Origin of the sequence: Streptomyces cirratus (assembly GCF_014650775.1) — a bacterium.
In the GTDB taxonomy this organism is placed as follows: Bacteria; Actinomycetota; Actinomycetes; order Streptomycetales; family Streptomycetaceae; genus Streptomyces; species Streptomyces cirratus.
The window spans coordinates 96352-121029 of the sequence record NZ_BMVP01000006.1 but is presented as its reverse complement, the minus strand read 5'-3'; the positions used below and the strand labels follow the sequence as shown (position 1 = coordinate 121029).

Annotated in this window: 22 protein-coding genes and 1 pseudogene; 16 read left to right on the top strand and 7 right to left on the bottom strand. The window is 73.0% G+C overall.

From position 1 onward, the window contains the following. The 5 genes from IE207_RS17920 (at position 1) to IE207_RS17900 (ending at position 7579) form a co-directional block, all read left to right on the top strand. The gene (locus IE207_RS17920; protein WP_190185242.1) at positions 1 to 1164 is read left to right on the top strand and encodes a sensor histidine kinase; all 1164 of its coding nucleotides are present in this window, start codon (positions 1 to 3) and stop codon (positions 1162 to 1164) included. Between the two features lie 151 nt (positions 1165 to 1315). Then, the gene (gene pheS, locus IE207_RS17915) at positions 1316 to 2443 is read left to right on the top strand and encodes a phenylalanine--tRNA ligase subunit alpha (protein WP_190185241.1); all 1128 of its coding nucleotides are present in this window, start codon (positions 1316 to 1318) and stop codon (positions 2441 to 2443) included. Beyond that, positions 2443 to 4971 carry a phenylalanine--tRNA ligase subunit beta gene (pheT, locus tag IE207_RS17910; protein WP_190185240.1) on the top strand — a complete coding sequence of 843 codons (2529 nt, stop codon included), beginning with the start codon at positions 2443 to 2445 and terminating at the stop codon, positions 4969 to 4971. The genes pheS and pheT overlap by 1 nt, the downstream gene beginning before the upstream one ends. A 686-nt stretch (positions 4972 to 5657) precedes the next feature. Continuing rightward, positions 5658 to 6995 carry an NsdA family TPR-like regulatory protein gene (locus IE207_RS17905; protein ID WP_190185239.1) on the top strand — a complete coding sequence of 446 codons (1338 nt, stop codon included), beginning with the start codon at positions 5658 to 5660 and terminating at the stop codon, positions 6993 to 6995. A 53-nt stretch (positions 6996 to 7048) separates the two neighbouring features. Beyond that, the gene (locus IE207_RS17900) at positions 7049 to 7579 is read left to right on the top strand and encodes an NUDIX hydrolase (protein WP_190185238.1); all 531 of its coding nucleotides are present in this window, start codon (positions 7049 to 7051) and stop codon (positions 7577 to 7579) included. 4 nt (positions 7580 to 7583) lie between these two features. Here IE207_RS17900 and IE207_RS17895 read toward each other — a convergent pair whose 3' ends face one another. After that, positions 7584 to 8477, bottom strand: coding sequence for a 3-hydroxybutyryl-CoA dehydrogenase (locus IE207_RS17895; RefSeq protein WP_190185237.1), 894 nt, complete (start codon positions 8475 to 8477; stop codon positions 7584 to 7586). Between the two features lie 154 nt (positions 8478 to 8631). Here IE207_RS17895 and IE207_RS17890 point away from each other — a divergent pair, with 154 nt between their 5' ends. After that, entirely contained in the window at positions 8632 to 9873 is a 1242-nt protein-coding gene (locus IE207_RS17890; protein ID WP_190185236.1) for a glycoside hydrolase family 10-like protein, read from the top strand. Positions 9874 to 9915: 42 nt separating this feature from the next. Here IE207_RS17890 and IE207_RS17885 read toward each other — a convergent pair whose 3' ends face one another. Together IE207_RS17885 and IE207_RS17880 are read right to left on the bottom strand one after the other, a co-directional pair. Beyond that, complete coding sequence (locus IE207_RS17885) at positions 9916 to 10113, bottom strand: DUF1918 domain-containing protein (RefSeq protein WP_190185235.1); 198 nt, start codon at positions 10111 to 10113, stop codon at positions 9916 to 9918. Between the two features lie 56 nt (positions 10114 to 10169). Next, complete coding sequence (locus tag IE207_RS17880; protein WP_190185234.1) at positions 10170 to 11075, bottom strand: DMT family transporter; 906 nt, start codon at positions 11073 to 11075, stop codon at positions 10170 to 10172. Between IE207_RS17880 and IE207_RS17875 the strand changes: the two genes are divergently transcribed. Both IE207_RS17875 and IE207_RS17870 read left to right on the top strand, forming a co-directional pair. Next, positions 11074 to 12534 carry an aminotransferase-like domain-containing protein gene (locus IE207_RS17875; protein ID WP_190185233.1) on the top strand — a complete coding sequence of 487 codons (1461 nt, stop codon included), beginning with the start codon at positions 11074 to 11076 and terminating at the stop codon, positions 12532 to 12534. The two genes, IE207_RS17880 and IE207_RS17875, sit on opposite strands and share 2 nt — an antisense overlap. Before the next feature lie 40 nt (positions 12535 to 12574). Beyond that, positions 12575 to 13321 carry an N-acetyltransferase gene (locus IE207_RS17870; protein WP_190185232.1) on the top strand — a complete coding sequence of 249 codons (747 nt, stop codon included), beginning with the start codon at positions 12575 to 12577 and terminating at the stop codon, positions 13319 to 13321. A gap of 15 nt (positions 13322 to 13336) precedes the next feature. On the opposite strand, the gene IE207_RS17865 is transcribed toward IE207_RS17870, so the two are convergent. Then, positions 13337 to 13477, bottom strand: a complete 141-nt coding sequence (locus IE207_RS17865; protein WP_190185231.1) for a hypothetical protein — start codon at positions 13475 to 13477, stop codon at positions 13337 to 13339. A 118-nt stretch (positions 13478 to 13595) separates the two neighbouring features. Then, positions 13596 to 14810 carry an MFS transporter gene (locus IE207_RS17860; protein WP_190185230.1) on the bottom strand — a complete coding sequence of 405 codons (1215 nt, stop codon included), beginning with the start codon at positions 14808 to 14810 and terminating at the stop codon, positions 13596 to 13598. Positions 14811 to 14892: 82 nt separating this feature from the next. Between IE207_RS17860 and IE207_RS17855 the strand changes: the two genes are divergently transcribed. The 6 genes from IE207_RS17855 to IE207_RS17830 all read left to right on the top strand — a co-directional run bounded on the left by IE207_RS17855 (position 14893) and on the right by IE207_RS17830 (position 20527). After that, a complete protein-coding gene (locus IE207_RS17855; protein ID WP_190185403.1) occupies positions 14893 to 15462 on the top strand; it encodes a CGNR zinc finger domain-containing protein in 570 nt (189 codons plus the stop codon). A gap of 70 nt (positions 15463 to 15532) precedes the next feature. After that, positions 15533 to 16561, top strand: a complete 1029-nt coding sequence (gene argC, locus IE207_RS17850; RefSeq protein ID WP_190185229.1) for an N-acetyl-gamma-glutamyl-phosphate reductase — start codon at positions 15533 to 15535, stop codon at positions 16559 to 16561. 37 nt (positions 16562 to 16598) lie between these two features. Beyond that, complete coding sequence (gene argJ / locus IE207_RS17845; RefSeq protein ID WP_190185228.1) at positions 16599 to 17771, top strand: bifunctional glutamate N-acetyltransferase/amino-acid acetyltransferase ArgJ; 1173 nt, start codon at positions 16599 to 16601, stop codon at positions 17769 to 17771. Further along, positions 17768 to 18706, top strand: a complete 939-nt coding sequence (gene argB / locus IE207_RS17840) for an acetylglutamate kinase (RefSeq protein ID WP_190185227.1) — start codon at positions 17768 to 17770, stop codon at positions 18704 to 18706. The genes argJ and argB overlap by 4 nt, the downstream gene beginning before the upstream one ends. Further along, positions 18703 to 19980 carry an acetylornithine transaminase gene (locus tag IE207_RS17835; RefSeq protein WP_190185226.1) on the top strand — a complete coding sequence of 426 codons (1278 nt, stop codon included), beginning with the start codon at positions 18703 to 18705 and terminating at the stop codon, positions 19978 to 19980. Before argB ends, IE207_RS17835 begins: the two co-directional genes overlap by 4 nt. Before the next feature lie 7 nt (positions 19981 to 19987). After that, entirely contained in the window at positions 19988 to 20527 is a 540-nt protein-coding gene (locus IE207_RS17830; protein WP_190185225.1) for an arginine repressor, read from the top strand. 10 nt (positions 20528 to 20537) lie between these two features. Here the strand turns inward: IE207_RS17830 and IE207_RS17825 are convergent, their stop codons facing one another. Beyond that, complete coding sequence (locus IE207_RS17825) at positions 20538 to 21224, bottom strand: L,D-transpeptidase family protein (protein WP_190185402.1); 687 nt, start codon at positions 21222 to 21224, stop codon at positions 20538 to 20540. Between the two features lie 267 nt (positions 21225 to 21491). On the opposite strand from IE207_RS17825, the gene IE207_RS17820 reads away from it, so the two are divergent. Together IE207_RS17820 and argH are read left to right on the top strand one after the other, a co-directional pair. Then, a complete protein-coding gene (locus IE207_RS17820; RefSeq protein WP_190185224.1) occupies positions 21492 to 22685 on the top strand; it encodes an argininosuccinate synthase in 1194 nt (397 codons plus the stop codon). Between the two features lie 92 nt (positions 22686 to 22777). Next, on the top strand, positions 22778 to 24205 hold the full coding sequence (argH, locus tag IE207_RS17815; protein WP_190185223.1) for an argininosuccinate lyase: 1428 nt from the start codon (positions 22778 to 22780) through the stop codon (positions 24203 to 24205). Between the two features lie 57 nt (positions 24206 to 24262). On the opposite strand, the pseudogene IE207_RS17810 reads toward argH, so the two are convergent. Next, positions 24263 to 24640: pseudogene (locus IE207_RS17810) on the bottom strand (hypothetical protein); the annotation flags it as partial. Positions 24641 to 24678: the final 38 nt, after the last annotated feature.

Genomic DNA, 24678 nt, shown 5'->3' with positions numbered 1-24678 from the left:
ATGAGCGTCGGTACGAACAGCTCACCGGCGGCGGCCGGAGCGGCCGGTCCGTCGGGACGCGCCGTTCCCGCACAGGCCGCGCCGGCGCACCTGGGGGCCCTGGGGATAGACGCCGACGACCTGCCCGACGGGCTGGTCGTCGCCGACCACACCGGCCGGGTCATCTGCTTCAACTCCGCCGCCGCCCGGATCACCGCGCTCGCGCCCAGCGAGGCCCTCGGGGCACGGATCGACCGGGCGCTGCCGCTGGAGGACCTCGAAGGCCGCCGCTGGTGGACGCTGACCGACCCCTACGGGGGCCTGGCCACCCGGCGCGGACAGCCCGAGCGGAACCTGCTGCTCCCCGGCGGCCGGGAGGTCCTGGTCTCCGCCCGCTACGTGCGCACCCACCCCACCGGCCCGCTGCGCCGCCTGGTGATCACCCTGCGCGGCACCGAGGCGCGGCGGCGCACCGAGCGCAGCCACGCCGAGCTGATCGCCACCGTCGCGCACGAGCTGCGTTCCCCGCTGACCTCCGTCAAAGGCTTCACCGCGACCCTGCTCGCCAAATGGGGCCGGTTCACCGACGACCAGAAGCTGCTGATGCTGGAGACCGTCGACGCGGACGCCAATCGCGTCACCCGGCTGATCGCGGAGCTGCTGGACATCTCCCGCATCGACTCGGGGCGGCTGGAGGTGCGCCGGCAGCCGGTGGACATCGCCACCGCCGTCGGCCGGCACGTGCAGGCGCTGACCGCGAACGGGCAGGCCCCCGACCGGTTCCTCGTACGCGTCAGCCGCCCGCTGCCCGACCTGTGGGCCGACCCGGACAAGATCGACCAGATCCTGGGCAACCTGCTCGAAAATGCGGTGCGCCACGGTGAGGGAACCGTCACCATCGACGTATCGCCGACCACCTTCGCGAACGCCGCGGGGAAGACCGAGAAGGGAACCGCCGTCACCGTGACCGACGAGGGCCCCGGTATCCCCGAGGAGTCGATGGGCCGCGTGTTCACCCGTTTCTGGCGGGGCAGCAAACGCGGCGGCACCGGCCTGGGCCTGTACATCGTCAAGGGCATCGTGGAGGCCCACGGCGGCACCATCACGGTCGGCCGCGGCCCCGGCGGCGGCGCCGAGTTCCGATTTATCCTGCCCGTCGCCGCCCCGGCCTACCTCACGCAGTAACCCTGCGGAGCGTCTCGCCAGGCGGCCCACGGGCCCCCTTCACCCCCGGCGACCTTTAGACTCGTGCTTTGGCACCTTTGTGTCTCTGCTTCGATCGGTCCGATCGAGTCGTACGGGGACCACCAGCCAGCCATCGGAAGTACGGGAAGAGATGTCGGCACCGAACAAGTCGTACGACCCTGTCGAGGTCGAGGCACTGAAACCGGAAGAGATCGAGCGCATGCGGGACGAGGCGCTCGCCGCCTTCGCGGCCGCCGGCGACCTCGACGAGCTCCGTGAGGCGAAGACCGCGCACATGGGCGACCGCTCGCCCCTGGCGCTCGCCAACCGCGAGATCGGCGCCCTGCCGCCCCAGGCCAAGGCCGAGGCCGGCAAGCGCGTCGGCCAGGCCCGCGGCGCCGTGAACAAGGCCTTCGGGGCCCGCACCGTCGAGCTCGAGGCCGAGCGAGACGAGCGGGTGCTGGTCGAGGAGGCAGTGGACGTCACGCTGCCCTACGACCGCGTCCCGGCCGGCGCCCGCCACCCCCTGACCACCCTGATGGACCGCATCGCGGACATCTTCGTGGGCATGGGGTACGAGGTCGCGGAGGGCCCCGAGGTCGAGGCGGAGTGGTTCAACTTCGACGCCCTCAACTTCACGCCCGACCACCCGGCACGCCAGATGCAGGACACCTTCTTCGTCCAGGGGCCCGCCGGCACCGAGGGCGACGAGTCCGGCGTCGTACTGCGGACCCACACCTCCCCGGTGCAGGCGCGCTCGCTGCTGGAGCGCAAGCCGCCCGTGTACATCGTCTGCCCGGGGCGGGTGTACCGCACCGACGAGCTCGACGCGACGCACACCCCGGTCTTCCACCAGGTCGAGCTGCTCGCGGTGGACGAGGGCCTGACCATGGCGGACCTCAAGGGCACCATGGACCACATGGTCCAGGAGCTGTTCGGCGAGGGCACCACCACGCGTCTGCGCCCGCACTTCTTCCCGTTCACCGAGCCGTCCGCCGAGATGGACATGCAGTGCTACGTGTGCCGCGGCGAGTCGGTGGGCAACCCCGACCGCCCCTGCCGTACCTGCTCCAGCGAGGGCTGGATCGAGCTGGGCGGCTGCGGCATGGTCAACCCCAAGGTGCTCACCGCCTGCGGCGTCGACCCGGAGAAGTACAGCGGCTTCGCCTTCGGCTTCGGCATCGAACGGATGCTGATGTTCCGCCACAACGTTGAAGACATGCGAGACATGGTCGAGGGTGACGTCCGTTTCACCCGGCCGTTCGGGATGGAGATCTGATGCGGGTCCCGCTTTCTTGGCTGCGGGAGTACGTCGACCTCCCCGCGGGTGAAACCGGTCGCGACGTCGCGGCCAAGCTCGTCGACGCCGGCCTGGAGGTCGAGACCGTCGAGCAGCTCGGCGCCGGGCTCAAGGGCCCCCTGGTCGTCGGCCAGGTCCTGACCATCGAGGAGCTGGAGGGCTTCCGCAAGCCGATCCGCTTCTGCACGGTCGACGTCGGCCAGGCCAACGGCACCGGCGAGCCGCAGGAGATCGTCTGCGGCGCACGGAACTTCTCCGTCGGCGACAAGGTGGTCGTGGTCCTGCCCGGCGCGGTGCTGCCCGGCGACTTCGCGATCGCCTCGCGCAAGACGTACGGCAAGACCTCGCACGGCATGATCTGCTCCGGCGAGGAGCTGGGCATGGGCGACGACGGTACGCACGGCATCATCGTGCTGCCGCCGGAGCACGAGGTCGGCACCGACGCGATCGAGCTGCTCCAGCTCGTCGACGAGGTCCTCGACATCGACATCACCCCGGACCGCGGCTACTGCATGTCGATGCGCGGCGTGGCCCGTGAGGCCGCCACCGCCTACGGCCTGCCGCTGCGCGACCCGGCGCTGCTGGACGTGCCCGCGCCGAACTCGTACGGCTACCTCGTCAAGATCGACGACCCGGCCGGCTGCGACCGCTTCACCGCCCGTACGGTGACCGGTCTCGACCCGGAGGCCCGCTCCCCGATCTGGCTCACGCGCCGCCTGCAGAAGGCGGGCATGCGCCCGATCTCGCTCGCCGTCGACGTCACCAACTACGTGATGCTGGAGCTCGGCCAGCCGCTGCACGCGTACGACCGCTCGCGCCTGGACGGCGCCATCGGCGTCCGCCGTGCCGAGCAGGGCGAGAAGTTCACCACCCTCGACGGGGTCAAGCGCACGCTCGACGCCGAGGACCTGGTGATCACCGACAACAGCGGGCCGATCGGCCTCGCCGGTGTCATGGGCGGCGCGAACACCGAGATCGCCGACTCCGTCACGGACCCCGAGACCGGCCAGGTCACGGGCACCACGGACGTCGTCATCGAGGCCGCGCACTTCGACGCCGTGTCGATCTCGCGCACCGCCCGCCGGCTCAAGCTGTCCTCCGAGGCGTCCAAGCGCTTCGAGCGGGGCGTGGACCCGGCGGCCGCCTCCGCGGCCGCGCAGCGGACCGTCGACCTGCTGGTGCTGCTCGCCGGCGGCACCGCCGAGGCCGGAGTCACCGAGCTCACCGCCCCGGGCGCCCCGCGCACCATCGCGATGAGCGCGGACCACCCGGACCGGGTGGCGGGCATGGACTACGGCCGCGAGACCGTCGTACGCCGCCTCCAGGAGATCGGCTGCGACGTCTACGGGCAGGACGAGCTCGTCGTCACCGTCCCGTCCTGGCGGCCCGACCTCGCCGAGCCGAACGACCTCGCCGAAGAGGTCATCCGGCTGGAGGGCTACGGGAACCTCCCCTCGACCCTGCCGCAGGTGCCCTCCGGCCGCGGTCTGACCGCCCGGCAGCAGCTGCACCGCCGGGTCGGCCGCGCGCTGGCCGGCGCGGGCTACGTCGAGGCGCTCAGCTACCCGTTCATCGGCGAGGGCGTCTTCGACCAGCTCCAGCTGCCCGCGGACGACGCCGCCCGCAGGGTCGTCAAGCTGGTCAACCCGATCTCCGACGAGGAGCCGACGCTGCGCACGACGCTGCTGCCGGGCCTGCTGGGGGCGCTGCGCCGCAACGACAGCCGGGGCAGCCACGACCTCGCGCTCTTCGAGACCGGTTCGGTCTTCCTGGCCGGCGAGCGGCCGGGTGTCGCCGTACGGCTGCCCGTCGACCGGCGTCCCACGGACGAGGAGATCGCCACGCTGAACGCGGCCCTGCCCGCCCAGCCGCGGTACGCCGCGGTCGTGCTGGCCGGTGCGCGTGAAGCGGCCGGCTGGTGGGGCAAGGGCCGTCCGGCCGACTGGGCGGACGCGGTGCAGGCCGCGCGCTCGCTGGCCGTCGAGGCCGGTGCGGAACTCGTGGTGCGCCAGGGTCAGTACGGCCCGTGGCACCCGGGCCGGTGCGCGGAACTGGTCGTCACCCTGGACGGGGCGGAGACGGTCATCGGGCACGCCGGTGAGCTGCACCCGCGCGTGGTCAAGGCGATGGGCCTGCCGGCGCGCACCAGCGCCATGGAACTCGACCTGGACCGCCTCGCGGCGGCCGGCGGCGAGGCCGTGCGGGCGCCGCGGATCTCCACCTTCCCGGTGGCGACCCAGGACGTCGCGCTGATCGTGGACGCGTCGGTTCCGGCGTCCGCGGTGGAGGCGGCCCTGCGCGAGGGCGCGGGCGAACTCCTCGAATCGCTGCGGCTGTTCGACGTGTTCACCGGTGAGCAGGTCGGTGAGGGCAAGAAGTCCCTGGCGTACGCGCTGCGCTTCCGCGCGGCCGACCGGACGCTGACGGCGGAGGAGTCGACGGCGGCGCGGGACGCGGCCGTGGCGCTGGCCGCGGAGCGGGCGGGGGCGGTGCTGCGGGGGGCGTAGCCGCCGCAGGTCTTGAACGAGGGGCGCACCCGCCGACCGGGCTGCGCCCCTCACCCGTTCCCGGCCCCCGGCCGGGCCCTTCGGCCGCGCCGCCGCAGCGCAAGCGCCCCCGGCTGCGCCGGGCTTCGCGGGGCTCCGCCCCGCACCCCGCGCCTCAGACGCCGGCGAGGCTGGAATGCGCCCCGCACCCCGCGCCTCAGACGCCGGCGAGGCTGGAATGCGCCCCGCACCCCGCGCCTCAGACGCCGGCGAGGCTGGAATGCGCCCCGCATCCCGCGCCTCAGACGCCGGCGAGGCTGAACGTGCCTCCGGGGCGCGGTGGTTGCGCCGGACGAGACCCCGGACGGGACGGCGCACCGGGGCCCGGTGGAAGGGTCCCGGTGCGCGGTCGCCCCGGCCCCGGCGCGGCCCGGCGACCAACCGGGCACCCGCAGGAGCCGTGGCGCGCCGCCCGCCTGCCGTGGAGTGTCGGGCAGACAACAGGACGGGCGGCGCGGTGCCGGGTCGTCGCACTGTACGAGGGGGAGCCGACGACCCGAGCGGCCTCTTGGCGAGGCCCTTAAGTGAAGCGCCCCCGGGCGCCCCCGCGGCAGGGTGCGTATCGCATTTATGCGCGTACACGGTTCACACCCCGTGTGAACCCCGCACCCACTAGCCTGAGCGGGACAAGCCCATGGAGGGGCCCCATGCAGCCCAACGCCCTGCTCGACGCCCTCCTCGCCGAGGCGGGAATGTCCCACGCCGGCCTCGCCGCGCACGTCAACCATGCGGGCCGCTCCCGCGGACTCGCGCTGCGCTACGAACACACCGCCGTCTCCCGCTGGTTGAAGGGGCAGCGGCCGCGCGGCCAGGTACCCGAGCTGATCTGCGAGGTGCTCGGCGCGAGGCTGCGGCGGCCCGTCTCGCTGGACGACGCCGGGCTCGGCCTGCCCGGCCGGCCCGCGCTCCACCCGACCCCGCTCAGCGGCTTCGTCGACCGCGCCGCCGCGCTCTGGCGGGCCGACGAGCAGGGGCGCTCCCGCCCGTCGGCCGTGGAGGCGCTCACGGGGACGCCCGCCGTGATCCCGGTCTGGGAGTGGGAGAACCCGCCGGAGGACTGCGACGTGTCCCGCGAGGGCCCCCACCGCATCGGCCCCGAGCACATCGAGATCCTGGGCTCCGCCCGCGCCCACTACGAGCTGATGTACCGCCGCTCGGGCGGCCTCGCGACCCGTTCCCGCATCGTGCGCTTCCTCGGCAGCGAGACCGCGCCCATGCTGCGCGGGAGTTACCCCGACGCCCTCGGGCGGCAGTTGCACCGGGCGACCGGGTCCCTGGTGGCGGTGGCGGGGATCTGCGCGTACGACTCGGACGCCCACGGCCTCGCGCAGCGGTACTTCCACCAGGCGCTGCGGCTCGCGAAGGCCAGCGGCGACCGGGGGCTCGGGGCGTACGTGATCGCGCTGCTCGTCAACCAGTCGCTGCACCTGCGGGACCACCGGCAGGCCGTCGCCTTCGCCGAGGCCGCGCTGCGCTCCGCCGGACGGCACACCACCCCTGCCCTGGCCGCCGATCTGTACGCGATGCAGGCCAAGGCCTACGCCCGACTCGGCGACGGCGCGGCCGCGTTGGCCTGCATCCGGCACGCGGAGGCGGCCGCCGAACGGATCCGCCCCGGCGCGGAGCCGGCCGAGACCGGCTACGTACAGCCCGGGCTGGTCAACGTACAGGTGGCCGAGGCGCTGCTCAGCCTCGGCGACCTCGACGCCGCGCACGAGCAGGCGGCGGCCGCCGCCGGGACGCCGGCGCACGAGCGCGGCCGGGTCCACCGGCTGGCCATGCTGTGCGAGATCCAGCTGCGCCAGGGGGAGGCGGACCGGGCGGTGGCGTCGGCGGCCGAAATGGCGGAACGGGCCAAGGGAATGGAGTCGCTGAGGTTGCGCGACCGGTTGCGCGCGGTCCGCGAGCAGTTGCTGACCAGCGGCTGCGCCGGCGCCGAGGAGACGGCCGGGCTCATCGACGGGGCGCTGCGCGTTCCCCTGTGACGTCCCCGACTGCTGCCATGTTGCCACCCGTTCGAAGAGAAGGTGGCAAAGCCGTGCAGTGGACGAACCTGAGTGAGCAGACCGTGTACAAGAACCGCTGGTTCGATGTGAACCTCGCCGATGTGGAACTTCCCGACGGGCGGCACCTGGACCACTTCGTGATCCGGCTGCGGCCCGTCGCCGCGGCCACGGCCGTCAACGACGCCAACGAGGTGCTGCTGCTGTGGCGCCACCGTTTCATCACCGACAGCTGGGGCTGGGAGCTGCCCGCCGGGGTGGTCGAGGACGGCGAGGACATCGCGGCCGCCGCCGCCCGCGAGATGGAGGAGGAATCGGGCTGGCGGCCCGGACCCCTGCACCACCTGATGACGGTCGAGCCCTCCAACGGGCTGACCGACGCCCGCCACCACCTCTACTGGGCCGACGGAGCCACGTACACCGGCCATCCCGAGGACGACTTCGAGTCATCGCGCCGCGCCTGGGTCCCGCTCAAACAGGTGCCCGACATGATCGCCCGCGGCGAGGTACCGGCCGCCAACATGGCGGCCGGCCTGCTCCTGCTGCGCCATCTGCGCCTGGGCTGAGCGGTCAGCCGTACGGGTAGAAGCCCGCGCCCGTCTTGCGGCCGAGGCGGCCGGCGTCGACCATCCGCTGGAGCAGCGGGGGAGCGGCGTACAGCGGCTCCTTGAACTCGGCGTACATGCTGTCGGCGACCGAGGCGACGGTGTCCAGGCCGATCAGGTCCGCCAGCTTCAGCGGGCCCATCGGGTGGGCGCAGCCCAGTTCCATGCCGTTGTCGATGTCCTCGCGGCTGGCGATGCCGGACTCGAACATCCGGATCGCCGACAGCAGGTACGGGATGAGCAGCGCGTTGACCACGAAGCCGGACCGGTCCTGGGCGCGGATGGCGTGCTTGCCGAGCACGTCGCGCACCAGGGCGTCGGCCCGCTTGACGGTCTCCTCGCCCGTGGTCAGCGCCGGGATCAGCTCGACCAGCTGCTGCACGGGGGCCGGGTTGAAGAAGTGGATGCCGATCACCTGGTCGGGCCGAGAGGTCGAGACGGCCAGCTTGACCAGCGGGATCGAGGAGGTGTTGGACGCCAAGATCGCGTCCGGGCGGGTGACGACCTGGTCCAGGACCTGGAAGATCTCCGTCTTGACCTGCTCGTTCTCCACGACGGCCTCGATGACGAGGTCACGGTCGGCGAACTCGCCGAGGTCGGTGGTGAAGGTGAGGCGGGCCAGCGTGGCGTCCCGCTCCTCCTCGCTGATCTTGCCGCGTTCGGCGGCCTTGGTCAGGGAGTTGTACAGCCGGGTACGTCCGATCTCCAGGGCCTCGCCCGTGGTCTCGGCGACCTTGACCTCAAGGCCACTGCGGGCGCACACCTCGGCGATACCCGCGCCCATCTGGCCACAGCCCACTACGCCGACTCGAACGATGTCGGAAGGGAGGTCAGTCACTTCGTGCCTTTCGCTGCTCATCCGTCGGCGGGTCCCCCGTGCTCGGCAGTGGTAACTGCTGCCCGGCGCCCGCCACGCCCCACGACGTTACCCCCGACCTTCCACCGGGTGGCGGCCCGGGGCGGGCATGCTGGGCGAACGCGAGCGATGTCACACAGCGGAACGGAGCCGTCACATGGCGCACATCGGACGACGCAGGCTACTGGCGGGAGCGGCGGGCCTGCTGGCCGCGGGGGCGGTGGCCGGCCCCGCCCGGGCCGAACGGGTCGCGGGCGGGCGCCGCGGGGCCGGCCCGGCGGAGTTCCGGGGCATGTGGATCGCCTCCGTGGAGAACGTCGACTGGCCCTCGAAGGCCGGACTGTCCGCCGACCGGCAGCGCGCCGAGCTGCTGTCCCTGCTGGACACCGCCGTGGAGCGCCGGCTGAACGCCGTGATCCTCCAGGTCCGGCCCGCGGCGGACGCCATGTGGCCCTCCCCGCTGGAGCCCTGGTCGCAGTGGCTGACCGGGACCCAGGGCCGCGACCCCGGCTGGGACCCGCTGGGTACGGCGGTCGCCGCCGCGCACGAGCGGGGCCTGGAGCTGCACGCCTGGTTCAACCCGTACCGGGTGGCCAACCACACCGACCCCGACCGGCTCGCCGAGACGCACCCGGCCCGCCGCAACCCCGAGTGGGTGGTCCCGTACGGGGGGAAGCTGTACTACAACCCCGGGATGCCGCAGGTGCGGCAGTTCGTGCAGGACGCCATGGCCGACGCCGTGGCCCGCTACCCGGTGGACGGGGTGCACTGGGACGACTACTTCTACCCGTACCCCGCCGAGGGCGAGGAGTTCGACGACGACGCCGCGTTCGAGGAGTACGGCGGCTCCTTCGCCTCCCGCGAGGAATGGCGCCGCGACAACACGGACACCCTGGTCCGGGAGATGTCCGAGCGGCTGCGCCGCATCCGGCCGGGGGCCCGGTTCGGGGTGAGCCCGTTCGCCGTCTGGCGCAACGACGACGTGGACCCGCTGGGCTCGCACACCCGCGCGGGCGTGAGCACGTACGACGACCTCTACGCGGACACGCGCAAGTGGGTCAAGGAGGGCTGGCTCGACTACATCGTGCCGCAGGCCTACTGGCAGCTCGGGCACCCCACCGCCGACTACGCCGAGATCGTCCCCTGGTGGGCCCGTACGGTCGCGGGGACGGGAGTGAGCCTGTACGTGGGGGAGGCGCTGTACCGCTGCGACGCCGACAGCGCGACCGAAGCCTGGCGGGATCCCGCGGAACTGTCGCGGCACGTGCGGTTCGCCAAGGGCTACCCGGAGGTCCGCGGCCACGTCTACTTCTCGGCGAAGCAGGTGGTCGCGGACCCCAACGGGGCGATGGCCCGGGTGGTCGCCGATCACTATCCGACGCCGGTGCCACCGCGCTGAACCCGGCTGCGGTCGGGGTTCAGGGGTGAAGGAGAGGAGGGGTCACTGGGGGGATTCGGTCGGGTGCTTGACCACGCAGTCGGGGCCCGGGGACATCACGGCCTCGTGCCCGTCCTGGAAGCGGACGCGGTAGGGAGGGGTGCCGTTCTCTCCCAGGACCTGCGTGATCTCACCGACCTTGTCGTGCTGGCCCACGATCCTGCCGTGCTGCACCAGCTGGTCGCCCTCGGTCGCGCGCATAGCTGACCTCCTCGGTGGCGGTCCGATCCGTGTTTGCAGTTTAGGCCGATAGACAGCTATTTGACCCGTTGGGTCACCGCGATGCAGACCAGGACCGCGCAGGCGGCGACCGGCGCCGCCGGGGACAGTCGCTCGCCCAGCAGCGCCACCGACCAGACCAGGGTGAGCAGCGGCTGGGCGAGCTGGAGCTGGCTCGCCCGGACGGCCCCGATCTCCGCCATTCCCCGGTACCAGACGTACAGGCCGAAGAAGGACGACCCCGCCGCCACCCAGACGAGCCCGGCCAGCCCGTGCCAGTTCAGGTGCGCCGGCTCGTGGGCGAGCCCGACGGCCGAGCCCACCAGGCCGATGGGCAGGCACAGCACCAAGGCCCAGCCGATCACCTGCCAGCCGGGCAGCACCCGGGCCAGCCGGCCGCCCTCCGTGTAGCCGGCCGCGCACACCAGCAGCGCCCCGAACAGGTACAGGTCGCCGGCCGAGAGGGAGCCGCCGCTCTGCCCGAGGGTGAAGGCGAGCACGACGACCGCCCCGGTGACGGCGGCGGCCCAGAAGCGGCCCGAGGGCCGGGCCCCCGTACGCAGCGAGGACACCACCGCCGTGGTCAGCGGCAGCAGACCCACCACCACGGCGGCGTGCGAGGTGGTGGACGTCTGGAGCGCGAGGGTGGTCAGCAGCGGGAAGCCGACGACGACCCCGCCCGCGACGACCAGCAGCCCGGCCCAGTGCTCCCGGGCGGGCAGCGGCACGCGCAGGGCGAGCAGGAAGCCCCCCGCCACCAGGGCCGCGAGGACGCCGCGCAGGGCGACGAGGGACCAGGGGCCGAAGCTCTCCAGGCCCCAGGCGGTGCCGGGGAACGTCAGGGAGAAGGTGGTGACGCCGAGTGCCGCCAGTACGGTTCCGCTCCTCGCCGATCCTCGGACCGCTATCGGAGAGGCGAGAGTAGCGCTATTCTGTGCTGTCATGTACGAGCGTAGCAGTGTGGCGGCCCTGGCAGAATCCCTGCGAGCCGAACTGAACCGCTACTCGATAGGTGGAAAGCTGCCGTCGAGTCGTGCCCTGGTGGAGCGCTATCGGGTCAGCCCCGTCACCGTCTCCAGGGCCCTCGCCCAGCTCGCCGCCGAGGGGCTGGTGGTCACCCGGCCCGGCGCCGGGGTGTTCCGCGCGCCGCCCCGTACGTCGGCCCCCGCGCCCGGGGACACCTCGTGGCAGGAGGTCACCCTGACCGCCGAGGGCGCCGGAGACGTCGTACCGCGTTCTGTCGACGCCTCCGGGGTGCTGGTGACGCTGGCGGCGCCGCCGCCCGGGGTGATCGAGCTGCACAGCGGCTACCTGCACCCCTCGCTCCAGCCCGAGCGGGCCATGGCCGCGGCCCTGGCCCGGGCGGGGCGCCGGCCCGGCGCGTGGGGGCGGACGCCCGTGGAGGGACTGCCCGAGCTGCGCGACTGGTTCGCCCGGGAGATCGGCGGCGCGGCCCGCGCCCTCACCGCGGCCGACGTCCTGATCACCGCGGGCGGCCAGAGCGCGCTGACCACCGCACTGCGGGCGCTGGCGCCGCCCGGGGCCCCGATCCTGGTGGAATCACCGACCTACCCCGGCCTGCTGGCGATCGCCCGCGCCTCGGGGTGCCGGCCCGTGCCGGTCCCCGTGGACTCCGAGGGGGTCCGGCCGGAGCTGCTGGCCGCCGCCTTCGAAGCGACGGGCGCGCGGGTCTTCGTGTGCCAGCCGCTGTTCCAGAACCCGACCGGCGCGGTGCTGACGGAGGCCCGGCGCGCAGAGGTGCTCCGGATCGCCCGGGCCGCCGGGGCCTTCGTGGTCGAGGACGACTACGCCCGTGCGCTGGCCCACGAGGACGCCGGAGCACTGCCCCCGACGCTGGCCGCCGAGGACGAGGACGGGGTGGTGGTCCACGTACGGTCCCTGACCAAGGTCACCTCGCCCAGCATGCGGGTGGGCGCGCTGGCCGCCCGGGGCCCGGTGTTCGACCGGCTGCGCGCCATCCAGGTCGTGGACAGCTTCTTCGTGCCCCGGCCGCTCCAGGAAGCCGCCCTCGAACTGGTCGGCGCGCCCGCCTGGCCGCGCCACCTGCGCGCCGTCGCCGCCGAGCTGCGCCACCGCCGGGAGGTGCTCGCGGGCGCGCTGCGCCGGGAGCTGCCCGCCCTGGAGGTGCCCCACCTTCCGCGCGGGGGCTACCAGTTGTGGGTCCGGCCGGGGGAGGGCATCGACGACGCCGCCTTCGTGGCGGCCGCGCTGCGGGCCGGAGTGGCGGTCGCACCGGGCCGGCCCTACTTCTGCGCCGAGCCGCCGGGCCCGTACGTCCGCCTCAGCTTCGCCGGGGTCGCGGCCGCGGCGGAGCTCACGGAGGCGGTCCGGCGGCTGCGGGACGGCCTGGGGGCGGTGGGCGCCAACGGGATTACGGCGTAAAGCGCTTGAGGGGGCCCGGGAGCGGGCTTAGCCTCCGGGCATGACCGGCATCCTGATCACCACCCTCGCGCAGCGGCCCGAACTCGCCGGGCGGCTGTGGGACATGGCGAACCCCTGGCCGGCGTTCGCCGAGAACGACCCCGTCGCCTCGTTGCTGTACCCGTGGATGGTGGCCCGGCTGGACGAGTACGTGTTCATCGCCACGGACGGCGACGAGGTGGTCGCCCGGGCCTTCAGCGTGCCCTTCGCCCTGCACGCCGACGGCCGCGGGGCGCTGCCCGCACGGGGCTGGGACCAGGTCCTGCTGTGGGCGTTCGCGGACCGGCGGGACGGGGTCCGGCCCGACACGGTCAGCGCCATCGAGATCACGGTCGCCCCCGGCCGGCAGGGTCGGGGACTGTCCCACCTCATGCTCGCCGCCATGCGGGACAACGCCCGGGCGCACGGTTTCGCGGAAGTGGTGGCACCCGTACGGCCGAACGGGAAACCGGCCGAGCCGGACACGCCGATGGGGGAGTACGCGTACCGCACCCGTGAGGACGGGCTGCCCTGCGACCCGTGGCTACGGGTCCACGTGCGGGCGGGCGCCGTCATCGACTCGGTGGCCCCGCTGTCCATGACGATCAGCGGCTCGCTGGCGCAGTGGCGGGAGTGGACGGGCCTGCCGTTCGACGAGCCGGGGCCGGTGCGGGTGCCGGGAGCGCTGGTGCCCGTCCACTGTGAACCGGAGCACGACCATGCGGTCTACGTCGAACCGAACGTATGGGTCCGCCACCGGCTGGGCTGAGCCGTCTCGCGGGCCTCAGACCTCGGGGCCGGGGCTCTGCTCGGCGGTCACCTCGACGGGTTCGGCGGTCGGAGGGGACAGGAGGTCTTCCAAGGCGCCCATCCCGATGAGGAACAGCATCATCAGGACCGGTACGCACAGGGCTGCGAAGAGCACGAGAGCCTCCCCATGGGAACCCTAAGGAACTCCGCCTGGCTGGGCCGGCCACTCCGGCGGGGCCAAGCTCAGTGTGCGTCCGAACGGGGTGCGCTGCATCTCGGCGGCGCCGCGGCCGTCAGCGGGGGCCCTGGCCGGCCGGTGCGGCGGTCTTCGCCGGTGCCGGCCGGGGCCGCGGGGTGCGGCTGACGAGCGGACCGACCAGGAGGAGTTGGGCGGCCGCGAGGGCGAGGCACAGGCCCGCGGTCCCGGCCCACAGGGCGGTGACCCCGGCGCGGGCGAGGAGCTGGGTGGCGGTGACCGGGGCGGCGGTCGTGGCGATTCCCCAACTGATGCCGTACACGGCGAGGTAGCGGTCCGTGCCGCCCGGCGGCGCCAGGTCCGCCACGACGCTGAACGCCCGGCCGAGGATGAGCACGTCGCCCAGGCTCCACACGGCGGTGGCCGCCAGGAGCGCCGGCAGGGTGTGCGCCACCGCGTAGCCGGCCAGGCCCGCTGCCATCAGCGTGTAGCCGAGGGCGAGGGCCGCCGAGGCGGGCAGTGCGGCCAGGCGCCGCAGGCGCAGCGCCGGCTGGGCGGCGACGACGGTCACGGCCGAGGTGGTGAACAGCAGCCCGGCGTCGGCCGGTGCGAAGCCGACGCGGCCCAGGGTGAGGGGCAGTGCGACCACGATCTGCATGGACACCAGCGCGAAGACGGTGCCGGCCGCGAACACGGCCCACAGCGCGCGGTCCCGCCACGGCCGGACCGGCTGCCCGCCCGCGCCGCGCCGGGCGGACGCGCGGAGGGGGCCGTCGGCGGGCAGCGCGATGCGCAGGACCAGTGCGCAGGCCAGGCAGGTGAGCGCGTCGGCGACGAACAGCCAGCGCAGGTCCCACCGGCCCAGGGCCGCCGCGATCAGTCCGGCGCCGGTGCCGCCGGCGGCGAGCGCGGCGTTCAGCAGGCTGTACGCGCGCACCCGCTCGGCGGGCGCGACGGCGTCGGCGATCATCGCCTGGCTCGGCGGCTCGTACAGCTCGAAGGCCAGGCCGAGCAGGATCGCGAAGGCCGCCACCACGGGGAGGGATCCGGCGGCGGCGATGCCCAGCTGCGCGAGGGCGCATCCCGTGAGGCCGAGCACGATCGTGCGGCGCCGCCCGAGGCGGGCCGCCAGGCGGCCGCCGGCCAGCCGGGAGGGGATCGTGGCGAGGCCGAAGGCGGCGCTGAGCAGGCCGGCGGTGCCGGCGCTCGCGCCGAAGTCCGTGCTGATCAGCACGGTCAGGAAGGGCAGGGAGAAGGCGCCGAGCCGGTTGATCGCCCGCGCCGCCACCAGCAGCCATACGGTCCGCGGCATGGCGCCACCCTTCGCGTAACTGTCGAATCGGCTAATGTCAGTCACAAACACGCTAACCATGGAAGGAGTGACTGGTCAAGTGATGTTCGACAGTCACGTGGCGGTACTGCTGGACCAGGCCGTGTCGCTCGTGAACACGTTGACCGACGGGGAAGCGCGCGGCCGCCCCTACACCGCGCCCCGGGGGGCGGAGCTGCCGGAGGCGATCGACAGCGCCGTGTCGCGCCACGCCGCCTCGCTGCCGCGCGACATCGATGCCGCGCAGGCGCAGTACATGGTCGAAGCGGCGGCCCGGATGCACGAGGTCTTCCAGGCCGTGCAGGACGGGGACTCGGACGCCGCCGCCCGGGCCGTGAACGCCCTGCTGTGCGACACCGCGGCCAGGCCCCGGCTGGACCGCGCCGAGGGCGGGTCCTGGCAGGTGCACTTCCACGGCCGCAACGACTCGTTCGCGGCGGGATGCAGCGCCAGCTGTGCGACCGCCCTGGCCCTGGCGGTCGGCGGCGGCCTCGCCGGCCGGCTGGGCGTCTGCCGCGCCGACCGCTGCGACCGCGTGTACGTCGACGCCTCCCGCAACGCGGCCCGCCAGTTCTGCTCCACCGCCTGCCAGAACCGCACCAAGGCCGCCGCCTTCCGTGCCCGCAGGGGATAGCCGGGCGTTCCGACTTCTTTGCATAAAACTGCGGAGAACCGTATAGTCATGCCATCGAGGAGGAGGTCCGATGGTGGTACGTGTAGCGGTGGCCGGAGCGAGCGGGTACGCGGGCGGGGAAGTGCTGCGCCTGCTGCTCGCGCACCCCGAGGTGGAGATCGGCGCGCTGACCGGGAACACCAACGCGGGGCAGCTCCTCGGCGCGCTCCAGCCGCACCTCGTGCCCCTCGCCGGACGGACGCTCGAGGCGACGACCCCCGAGGTGCTCGCCGGGCACGACGTCGTGTTCCTGGCGCTGCCGCACGGGCAGTCCGCCGCCGTCGCCGCGCAGCTCGGCAAGGACGTGCTCGTCGTCGACATGGGCGCCGACCACCGGCTCAAGGACGCCGCCGACTGGGACGCCTTCTACGGGGCCCCGCACGCCGGAACCTGGCCCTACGGGCTCCCCGAACTCCCCGGCGCCCGCGCCGCCCTGCAGGGCACCAAGCGCATCGCCGTCCCCGGCTGCTTCCCCACCGCCGTCTCCCTCGCCCTCTTCCCGGCGTACGCGGCCGGCCTCGCCGAGCCCGAAGCCGTGATCGTCGCCGCCACGGGCACCTCCGGCGCGGGCAAGGCGCTCAAGCCGCACCTGCTGGGCTCCGAGGTGATGGGCTCCGTGACCCCCTACGGGGTCGGCGGCGGCCACCGGCACACGCCCGAGATGGTGCAGAACCTGAGCCCGCTCGCCGGACGGCGGGTGTCGGTGTCCTTCACGCCGACCCTGGTGCCCATGGCCCGCGGGATCCTCGCGACCTGCTCGGCGAAGGCCCTCCCCGGCACCACCGCCGACGCGGTCCGCGCCGCGTACGAGAAGGCGTACGCCGACGAACCCTTCGTCCACCTCCTCCCCGAGGGGCAGTGGCCGGCCACCCAGTCGGTCCACGGCTCCAACGCCGCGCAGATCCAAGTCGCCCACGACGGCTCCGCGCAGCGGATCATCGCGATCAGCGCCATCGACAACCTCACCAAGGGCACCGCCGGCGGTGCGGTGCAGAGCATGAACATCGCCCTCGGGCTGCCCGAGCAGCTCGGGCTCTCGGCGATCGGAGTCGCTCCGTGAAGACCGGCCCGGAAGCCATCACGAAGAAGGAGATGCAGTGAGCGTCACGGCAGCACAGGGATTCACGGCGGCGGGCATCGCCGCCGGGATCAAGGCGAACGGAAACCCGGACCTGGCCCTCGTGGTCAACAACGGGCCGCGTCTGGCCGCCGCGGGCGTCTTCACCTCCAACCGCGTCAAGGCCGCGCCCGTCCACTGGTCCGAGCAGGTCATGCGCGGTGGCGCCGTCAGCGCCGTGATCCTCAACTCGGGCGGCGCCAACGCCTGCACCGGACCCAAGGGCTTCCAGGACACCCACGCCACCGCCGAGAAGGTGGCGGCCACCCTGAACGGGCTCGGCCCCGGCGCGGAACACAACGCCGGCGAGATCGCCGTCGCCTCCACCGGGCTGATCGGCGTCCCGCTCCCCATGGACAAGCTGCTCCCGGGCGTCGACGCGGCGGCGGCCGCCCTCTCCGCCGACGGCGGCGAGGCCGCCGCCATCGCCATCAAGACCACCGACACCGTCCACAAGACGGCCGTCGTCACGCGGGACGGCTGGACGGTCGGCGGCATGGCCAAGGGCGCGGGCATGCTCGCGCCGGGCCTGGCCACCATGCTCGTCGTCCTCACCACCGACGCCGACGTGGACAGCGCCGGCCTGGACAAGGCGCTGCGCGCCGCCACCCGCACCACCTTCGACCGGATCGACTCCGACGGCTGCATGTCCACCAACGACACCGTGCTGCTGCTCGCCTCCGGCGCGTCCGGCCAGGTGCCCGCGTACGACGAGTTCGCCGAGGCCGTACGGGCCGTGTGCGACGACCTCGCCCGCCAGCTGATCGGCGACGCCGAGGGCGCGAGCAAGGACATCCGCATCGAGGTCATCGGCGCGGTGAACGAGGACGACGCGGTCGAGGTCGGCCGGTCCATCGCCCGCAACAACCTCCTCAAGTGCGCCATCCACGGCGAGGACCCCAACTGGGGCCGGGTGCTCTCGGCGATCGGCACCACCAAGGCCTCCTTCGACCCGGACCGGCTCAACGTCGCCATCAACGGCATCTGGGTCTGCAAGAACGGCAGCGTCGGCCAGGACCGCGACCTGGTCTCGATGAAGGACCGCGAGGTCCGCATCACCGCCGACCTGGCCACCGGTTCCGAATCGGCAGTGATCTGGGCCAACGACCTGACCGCCGAGTACGTCCACGAGAACAGCGCGTACAGCTCATGAGCGCCGACAAGGCCGGACAGCCCGGCACCGGAACCGCGCGCAAGCACACCGCGCTGCCCAAGGCGCAGATCCTCATCGAGGCGCTGCCCTGGCTCACCCGCCACAACGGCAAGGTCGTCGTCATCAAGTTCGGCGGCAACGCCATGATCGACGAGGACCTCAAGGCGGCCTTCGCCCAGGACGTCGTCTTCCTGCGCCAGGCCGGCCTGAGGCCCGTCGTGGTGCACGGCGGGGGCCCCCAGATCAACGCCCAGCTCGACAAGCAGGGCCTGGTCAGCGAGTTCAAGGCGGGCCTGCGCGTCACCACCCCGGAGGCCATGGACGTCGTACGGATGGTGCTGGCGGGCCAGGTCCAGCGCGAGCTGGTCGGGCTGCTCAACCAGCACGGGCCGCTCGCCGTCGGCATGACCGGCGAGGACGCCCACACCATCACCGCCACCAAGCACACCCCGCGGATCGGCGGCGAACGCGTCGACATCGGACGGGTCGGCGAGATCACCGCCATCGACACCGGCGCGATCGAGGCCCTGCTCGCGGACGGCCGGATCCCGGTCATCTCCTCCATCGCGCGCAGCGCCGACGACCACCACGTGTACAACGTCAACGCCGACACGGCGGCCGCCGCGCTCGCCGCGGCGCTCGGCGCCGAGACGCTGATGGTCCTCACCGACGTCGAGGGCCTCTACGCGGACTGGCCCAACAGCGACGAGGTGATCAGCCGGCTGACGGTGAGCCAGCTGGAGAAGCTGCTGCCCGAGCTGTCCAGCGGCATGGTGCCCAAGATGGAGGGCTGCCTGCACGCCGTCCGCGGCGGTGTCGGCACCGCCCGCGTGATCGACGGGCGGGTCCCGCACTCGATCCTGCTGGAGATCTTCACGGACGAGGGCATCGGCACCATGGTCGTGCCCGACGCACAGGGAGGGGAACCCGAATGACCGGCACGTCCGGCAGCACCGGCAACCAGGAGTACGCGGCCCGCTGGCAGCAGGCGCTGACCGACAACTACGGCACGCCCGCGCTGGCCCTCGTACGCGGCCAAGGGGCGCAGGTCTGGGACGCGGACGGCAAGCAGTACACCGACTTCGTCGGCGGTATCGCCGTCAACGCCCTCGGGCACGCCCACCCGGCGGTCGTCGCGGCGGTGACCGGACAGGTCTCCACACTCGGCCACGTCTCCAACCTGTACGCCTCCGAACCGGTGCTCGCGCTCGGCGAGCGGCTGCTCCAGCTCTTCGGCCGTCCCGGGCGCGTGTTCTTCTGCAACTCCGGCGCGGAGGCCGTAGAAGCCGCCTTCAAGATCGGCCGGCTCACCGGGCGCACCCACATGGTCGCCACCACCGGCGGCTTCCACGGCCGGACCATGGGCGCCCTGGCCCTGACGGGTCAGCCCGCGAAGCAGACCCCCTTCCTGCCCCTGCCCGGCGACGTCACCCACGTGCCCTACGGGGACGTGGGGGCGCTGCGGGCCGCCGTCACCGAGGAGACGGCGCTGGTGGTCATCGAACCGATCCAGGGCGAGAACGGCGTCGTCGTGCCCCCGGCCGGCTACCTGACGGCCGCCCGGGAGATCACCCGGGCGACCGGGACCCTGCTCGTCCTCGACGAGGTGCAGACCGGGATCGGGCGCTGCGGCCAGTGGTTCGAGCACCAGGCCCACGAGGGCGTGGAGCCCGACCTCGTCACGCTCGCGAAAGGCCTCGGCGGCGGGCTGCCGATCGGTGCGGTGGCCGCCTTCGGCCCGGCCGCCGACCTGCTCCGGCCCGGCCAGCACGGCACCACCTTCGGCGGGAACCCGGTCGCCTGCGCCGCGGGCCTCGCCGTGATCGACACCATCGCCACCGACGGGCTGCTGGACCGGGTCAAGGCGCGGGGCGAGCGGCTGCGCTCGGGAATCGAGGGCCTGTGCGGGGGGAACGGCCACCCGTTGGTCTCCCACGTCCGCGGTGCGGGCCTTTTGCTGGGTATCGTGCTGACCGGGCCGCTCGCACCGCTGGTGCAGCAGGCGGCCCAGGACGCCGGCTTCCTGGTCAACGCGCCCGCCCCCGACGTCGTACGGCTCATGCCGCCGTTCGTACTGACCGAGGCCGAGGCGGACGCGTTCGTCCGGGCCCTGCCCGGCGTCCTCGACGCGGCCCAAGCCGCGGCGAACGGGGCCGAAGAGGCCAATGAGGCCGATGGGGCCCATGGGGACGGACGAACCGGGGAATGAGACGACGATGAGCCAGGCGCAGGATTACGAGCAGAACGGTAGCCAGTCCGTCCCGCAGACCCGCACCGCCCGCCACCGCCGGATCGTGGACATCCTCAACCGCCAGCCGGTCCGCTCGCAGAGCCAGCTGGCCAAACTGCTCGCGGACGACGGGCTGAGCGTCACGCAGGCGACGCTCTCCCGCGACCTCGACGAGCTCGGGGCGGTGAAGATCCGCAACACCGGTGGCGAGCTCATCTACGCGGTTCCCAGCGAGGGCGGCTTCCGCACCCCGCAGGCCCCGCTCGGTGAGTCGGCGAAGGAGGAGCGCATGCGGCGCCTCTCCGGGGAACTGCTGATCTCGGCGGAGGCTTCCGCGAACCTCGTGGTCCTGCGCACCCCGCCGGGCGCGGCCCAGTTCCTCGCCTCGGCGATCGACCAGGCGGAACTCCGGTCGATCCTCGGCACGATCGCGGGGGACGACACGCTGATGCTGATCAGCCGGGACCCCTCGGGCGGCCAGGCCCTGGCGGACCACCTGCTGCGACTGGCGCAGAAGGAAAGCTGACGGGCACGCCCTAGTAGCCGGTCACGGCCAGTGCCCCGGACTCCGTGCCGATGACGATGTGCGGGTGCCTGCGCGGGTTCGCCCAGCGCAGGACCGCCCGCATGGCCGGCTCCGGGACGGACACGCAACCGGCCGTCGCCCCCTTGCCGTTGACGTGGAGGAAGATGCCCGCGCCACGGCCGCGCACCGGCCGGTCGTAGTTGAAGCCGATGACCATGGCGTGCGCGTACTGCTGCCCGTAGGCGGCCAGGTGCTCCGCCTCGCCGGGCCTGCAGTCGGCGGGCAGCGGCTCCACCCAGCGGTTGTAGCTGCCCGAGGCGTTGTCCTGGCACCACCACGAGCGGTCCCACACCCGGCGGTAGGGGTACTCCGTGACCGCGGGGGCGTGCGCGAGACCGAAGGCGTACGGGAGGTCGTACAGGCCGGCCGGGGTGGTGTCCGTGCCCTGGACCCGGCTCGCGCCCTCGGTCAGCCCGTTCGCCCCGAACCGCGCGGGCGCCCGCCCCTCCTCGTACCACCGCCCCGCGCGCCGGTCCCACCAGCTCAGCCACCCGGCGCTGGAACCCGCCGAGGACGCCACGGCCACGATGAGCTGACCGCCCCCACCGGTATCGGCGAGCCGCGCCGGCAACGGCGGACGGGCCTGGGGGAGCAGGCTGGTGACGGCCAGTGAGGCGGCGAGGAGCGCGGTACGCAGCACATGTCAGACGGTACGGCGCACCAGGGGCAGAGGCGGCGCGGACAGGCCGGGGAACCGCGGACTCCGCACCCGGAGCGGTCCAGCAGCCCCCGCAGCGGCAGCGCGTCCCGCCCGCGGTCCACAGGAAGAGCGGTCATCGTCCGGATATTCATGCTGGTCAGCGAAGTGCGGCGGGCTGTGATTGACGAAACATACGGAGCAGTGCATAGTTATGCCTAGTAACGCTCGCAGCATCCCGCCCGTGAACACCGTGAGGAGAAACCCGTGACCGAGCGCGTCGTACTCGCCTACTCGGGCGGCCTTGACACCTCCGTCGCCATCGGCTGGATCGCCGAGGAGACCGGCGCCGAGGTCATCGCCGTCGCCGTGGACGTCGGGCAGGGCGGCGAGGACCTGGACGTCATCCGCAAGCGCGCGCTCGCCTGCGGCGCCGTGGAAGCCGAGGTCGCGGACGCCAAGGACGAGTTCGCCGACGAGTACTGCCTCCCGGCGATCAAGGCCAATGCCCTCTACATGGACCGCTACCCGCTGGTCTCGGCCCTCTCCCGGCCCGTCATCGTCAAGCACCTCGTCGCCGCCGCGAAGAAGCACGGCGCCACGACCGTCGCCCACGGCTGCACCGGCAAGGGCAACGACCAGGTCCGCTTCGAGGCGGGCATCGCCGCCCTCGGCCCCGACCTCAAGTGCATCGCCCCGGTCCGCGACTACGCGATGACCCGTGACAAGGCCATCGCCTTCTGCGAGCAGAAGGACCTCCCGATCGCGACCACCAAGAAGTCCCCGTACTCGATCGACCAGAACGTCTTCGGGCGCGCCGTCGAGACGGGCTTCCTGGAGGACATCTGGAACGCCCCGATCGAGGACATCTACGAGTACACCGCGGACCCGGCCACCCCGCGCGAGGCCGACGAGGTCGTCATCTCCTTCAAGGAGGGCGTCCCCGTCGCCATCGACGGCAAGCCCGTCACCGTGCTCCAGGCCGTCCAGCAGCTCAACGAGCGCGCCGGCGCCCAGGGCATCGGCCGCATCGACATGGTCGAGGACCGCCTCGTGGGCATCAAGTCCCGCGAGGTGTACGAGGCCCCGGGCGCGATCGCCCTGATCACCGCCCACCAGGAGCTGGAGAACGTCACCGTCGAGCGCGAGCTGGCCCGCTACAAGCGGCAGGTCGAGCAGCGCTGGGGCGAGATGGTCTACGACGGCCTGTGGTTCTCCCCGCTCAAGCGCGCGCTGGACGGCTTCGTCAACGAGGCCAATCAGCACGTCACCGGTGACGTCCGGATGACCCTGCACGGAGGCCGCGCCGTCGTCACCGGCCGCAAGTCGGACGAGTCGCTCTACGACTTCAACCTGGCGACCTACGACTCCGGCGACACGTTCGACCAGTCCAAGGCCCAGGGCTTCATCGAGATCTTCGGCCTGTCCTCGAAGATCGCCGCACGCCGCGACCTCGCCTGAGCCGAGTCGTTCCACGCAGTACGAAGGCCGGCTCCCCGCTCCCTCCGCGACGGGGAGCCGGTCGTACACCCACCTCTTGAGGAGCAGTAGCTGTGAGCAGCAACAACGGTGACGTCCGGCTCTGGGGCGGCCGGTTCGCCGACGGCCCGGCCGAGGCCCTGGCCAAGCTGTCCGCGTCCGTCCACTTCGACTGGCGCCTCGCGCCGTACGACATCGCCGGGTCCCGCGCCCACGCGCGCGTGCTCGCCAAAGCGGGCCTGCTCACGGCCGACGAGCTCGACCGCATGATCGCGGGCCTGGACCGGCTCGAAGCCGACGTGGCCGACGGCTCCTTCACCGGCACCATCGCCGACGAGGACGTGCACACCGCCCTGGAGCGGGGCCTGCTGGAGCGGCTCGGCGCCGACCTCGGCGGCAAGCTGCGCGCCGGCCGGTCCCGCAACGACCAGGTGGCCACCCTCTTCCGCATGTACCTGCGCGACCACGCCCGGATCGTCGGCGGCCTGCTCGCCGACCTCCAGGACGCGCTGGTCGGCCTCGCCGAGGCGCACGCCGACGTGGCCATGCCGGGCCGCACGCACCTCCAGCACGCGCAGCCGGTGCTCTTCGCCCACCACGTACTGGCCCACGTCCAGTCCCTGTCCCGGGACGCGGAGCGGCTGCGCCAGTGGGACACCCGCACCGCGGTTTCCCCGTACGGCTCCGGGGCCCTCGCCGGGTCCTCGCTGGGCCTGGACCCGGAGGCGGTCGCCGCGGACCTCGGCTTCGAGCGCGGCTCGGTCGGCAACTCCATCGACGGCACGGCCTCGCGTGACTTCGTCGCCGAGTTCGCCTTCATCACCGCGATGATCGGGATCAACCTGTCCCGGATCGCGGAGGAGATCATCATCTGGAACACGAAGGAGTTCTCCTTCGTGACGCTGCACGACGCCTTCTCCACCGGGTCGTCGATCATGCCCCAGAAGAAGAACCCGGACATCGCGGAGCTGGCGCGCGGCAAGTCCGGCCGCCTCATCGGCAACCTGACCGGCCTGCTCGCCACCCTCAAGGCCCTCCCGCTCGCGTACAACCGCGACCTCCAGGAGGACAAGGAGCCGGTGTTCGACTCCTGCGACACCCTTGAGGTCCTGCTGCCCGCCTTCACCGGCATGATGGCGACGCTCACGGTCAACCGCGAGCGGATGGAGGAGCTGGCTCCGGCGGGCTTCTCGCTCGCGACGGACATCGCGGAGTGGCTCGTCAAGCAGGGCGTACCGTTCCGGGTCGCGCACGAGGTGGCCGGCGAGTGCGTCAAGGAGTGCGAGGCGCTCGGCATCGAACTGGACGAACTCACGGACGAGCAGTTCTCGAAGATCTCGGAGCACCTGACGCCGGAGGTCCGTACGGTCCTCAACGTCAAGGGCGCCCTCGCCTCCCGCAACGGCCGCGGCGGCACCGCGCCGTCGGCGGTGGCCACCCAGCTGACCGAGCTCAAGGCGGACCTGGTCATCCAGCACGCCTGGGCCACGCACAAGCAGTAACCGCGGCACCCCCCGGGGGGGCGGCCGGAGCACCCGCTCCGGCCGCCCTCCCGTCGTTTACGCCCAGGCCGCGAGCGCCTCGAAGTCCGCCCGGACCAGCCCGACCCGCTCGTCTATCCGCATCAGCAGCGCCCGCGCGGGGTGGCGCCGGCCGACGTACTCCCGGTCCATGGCGGTGATGTCGTCGTCGATCCACGCGAAGGGCCGGTGCCCCGCGTACTCCAGGACGTGCTGGGTCTTCCAGAAGGTGCCGCGCGGCGACCGCCCGTGCATCTGCGGCCAGTCGACGAACGGCAGCCGGGGCAGCCCCAGGGGCGGCCCGATCCACTCGTTGGCCTCGTCCTTCCAGGTCGTCGCCCAGGCGAGCTCGTACGCGTCCGCCAGCGCGAGCAGTTCCACGCCGTGACCGGGGTTCAGCCACACCCGCAGCGGCTTCAGCGGTTCCATCTCGGGTTCCTTCCGGCTGCCGCCAG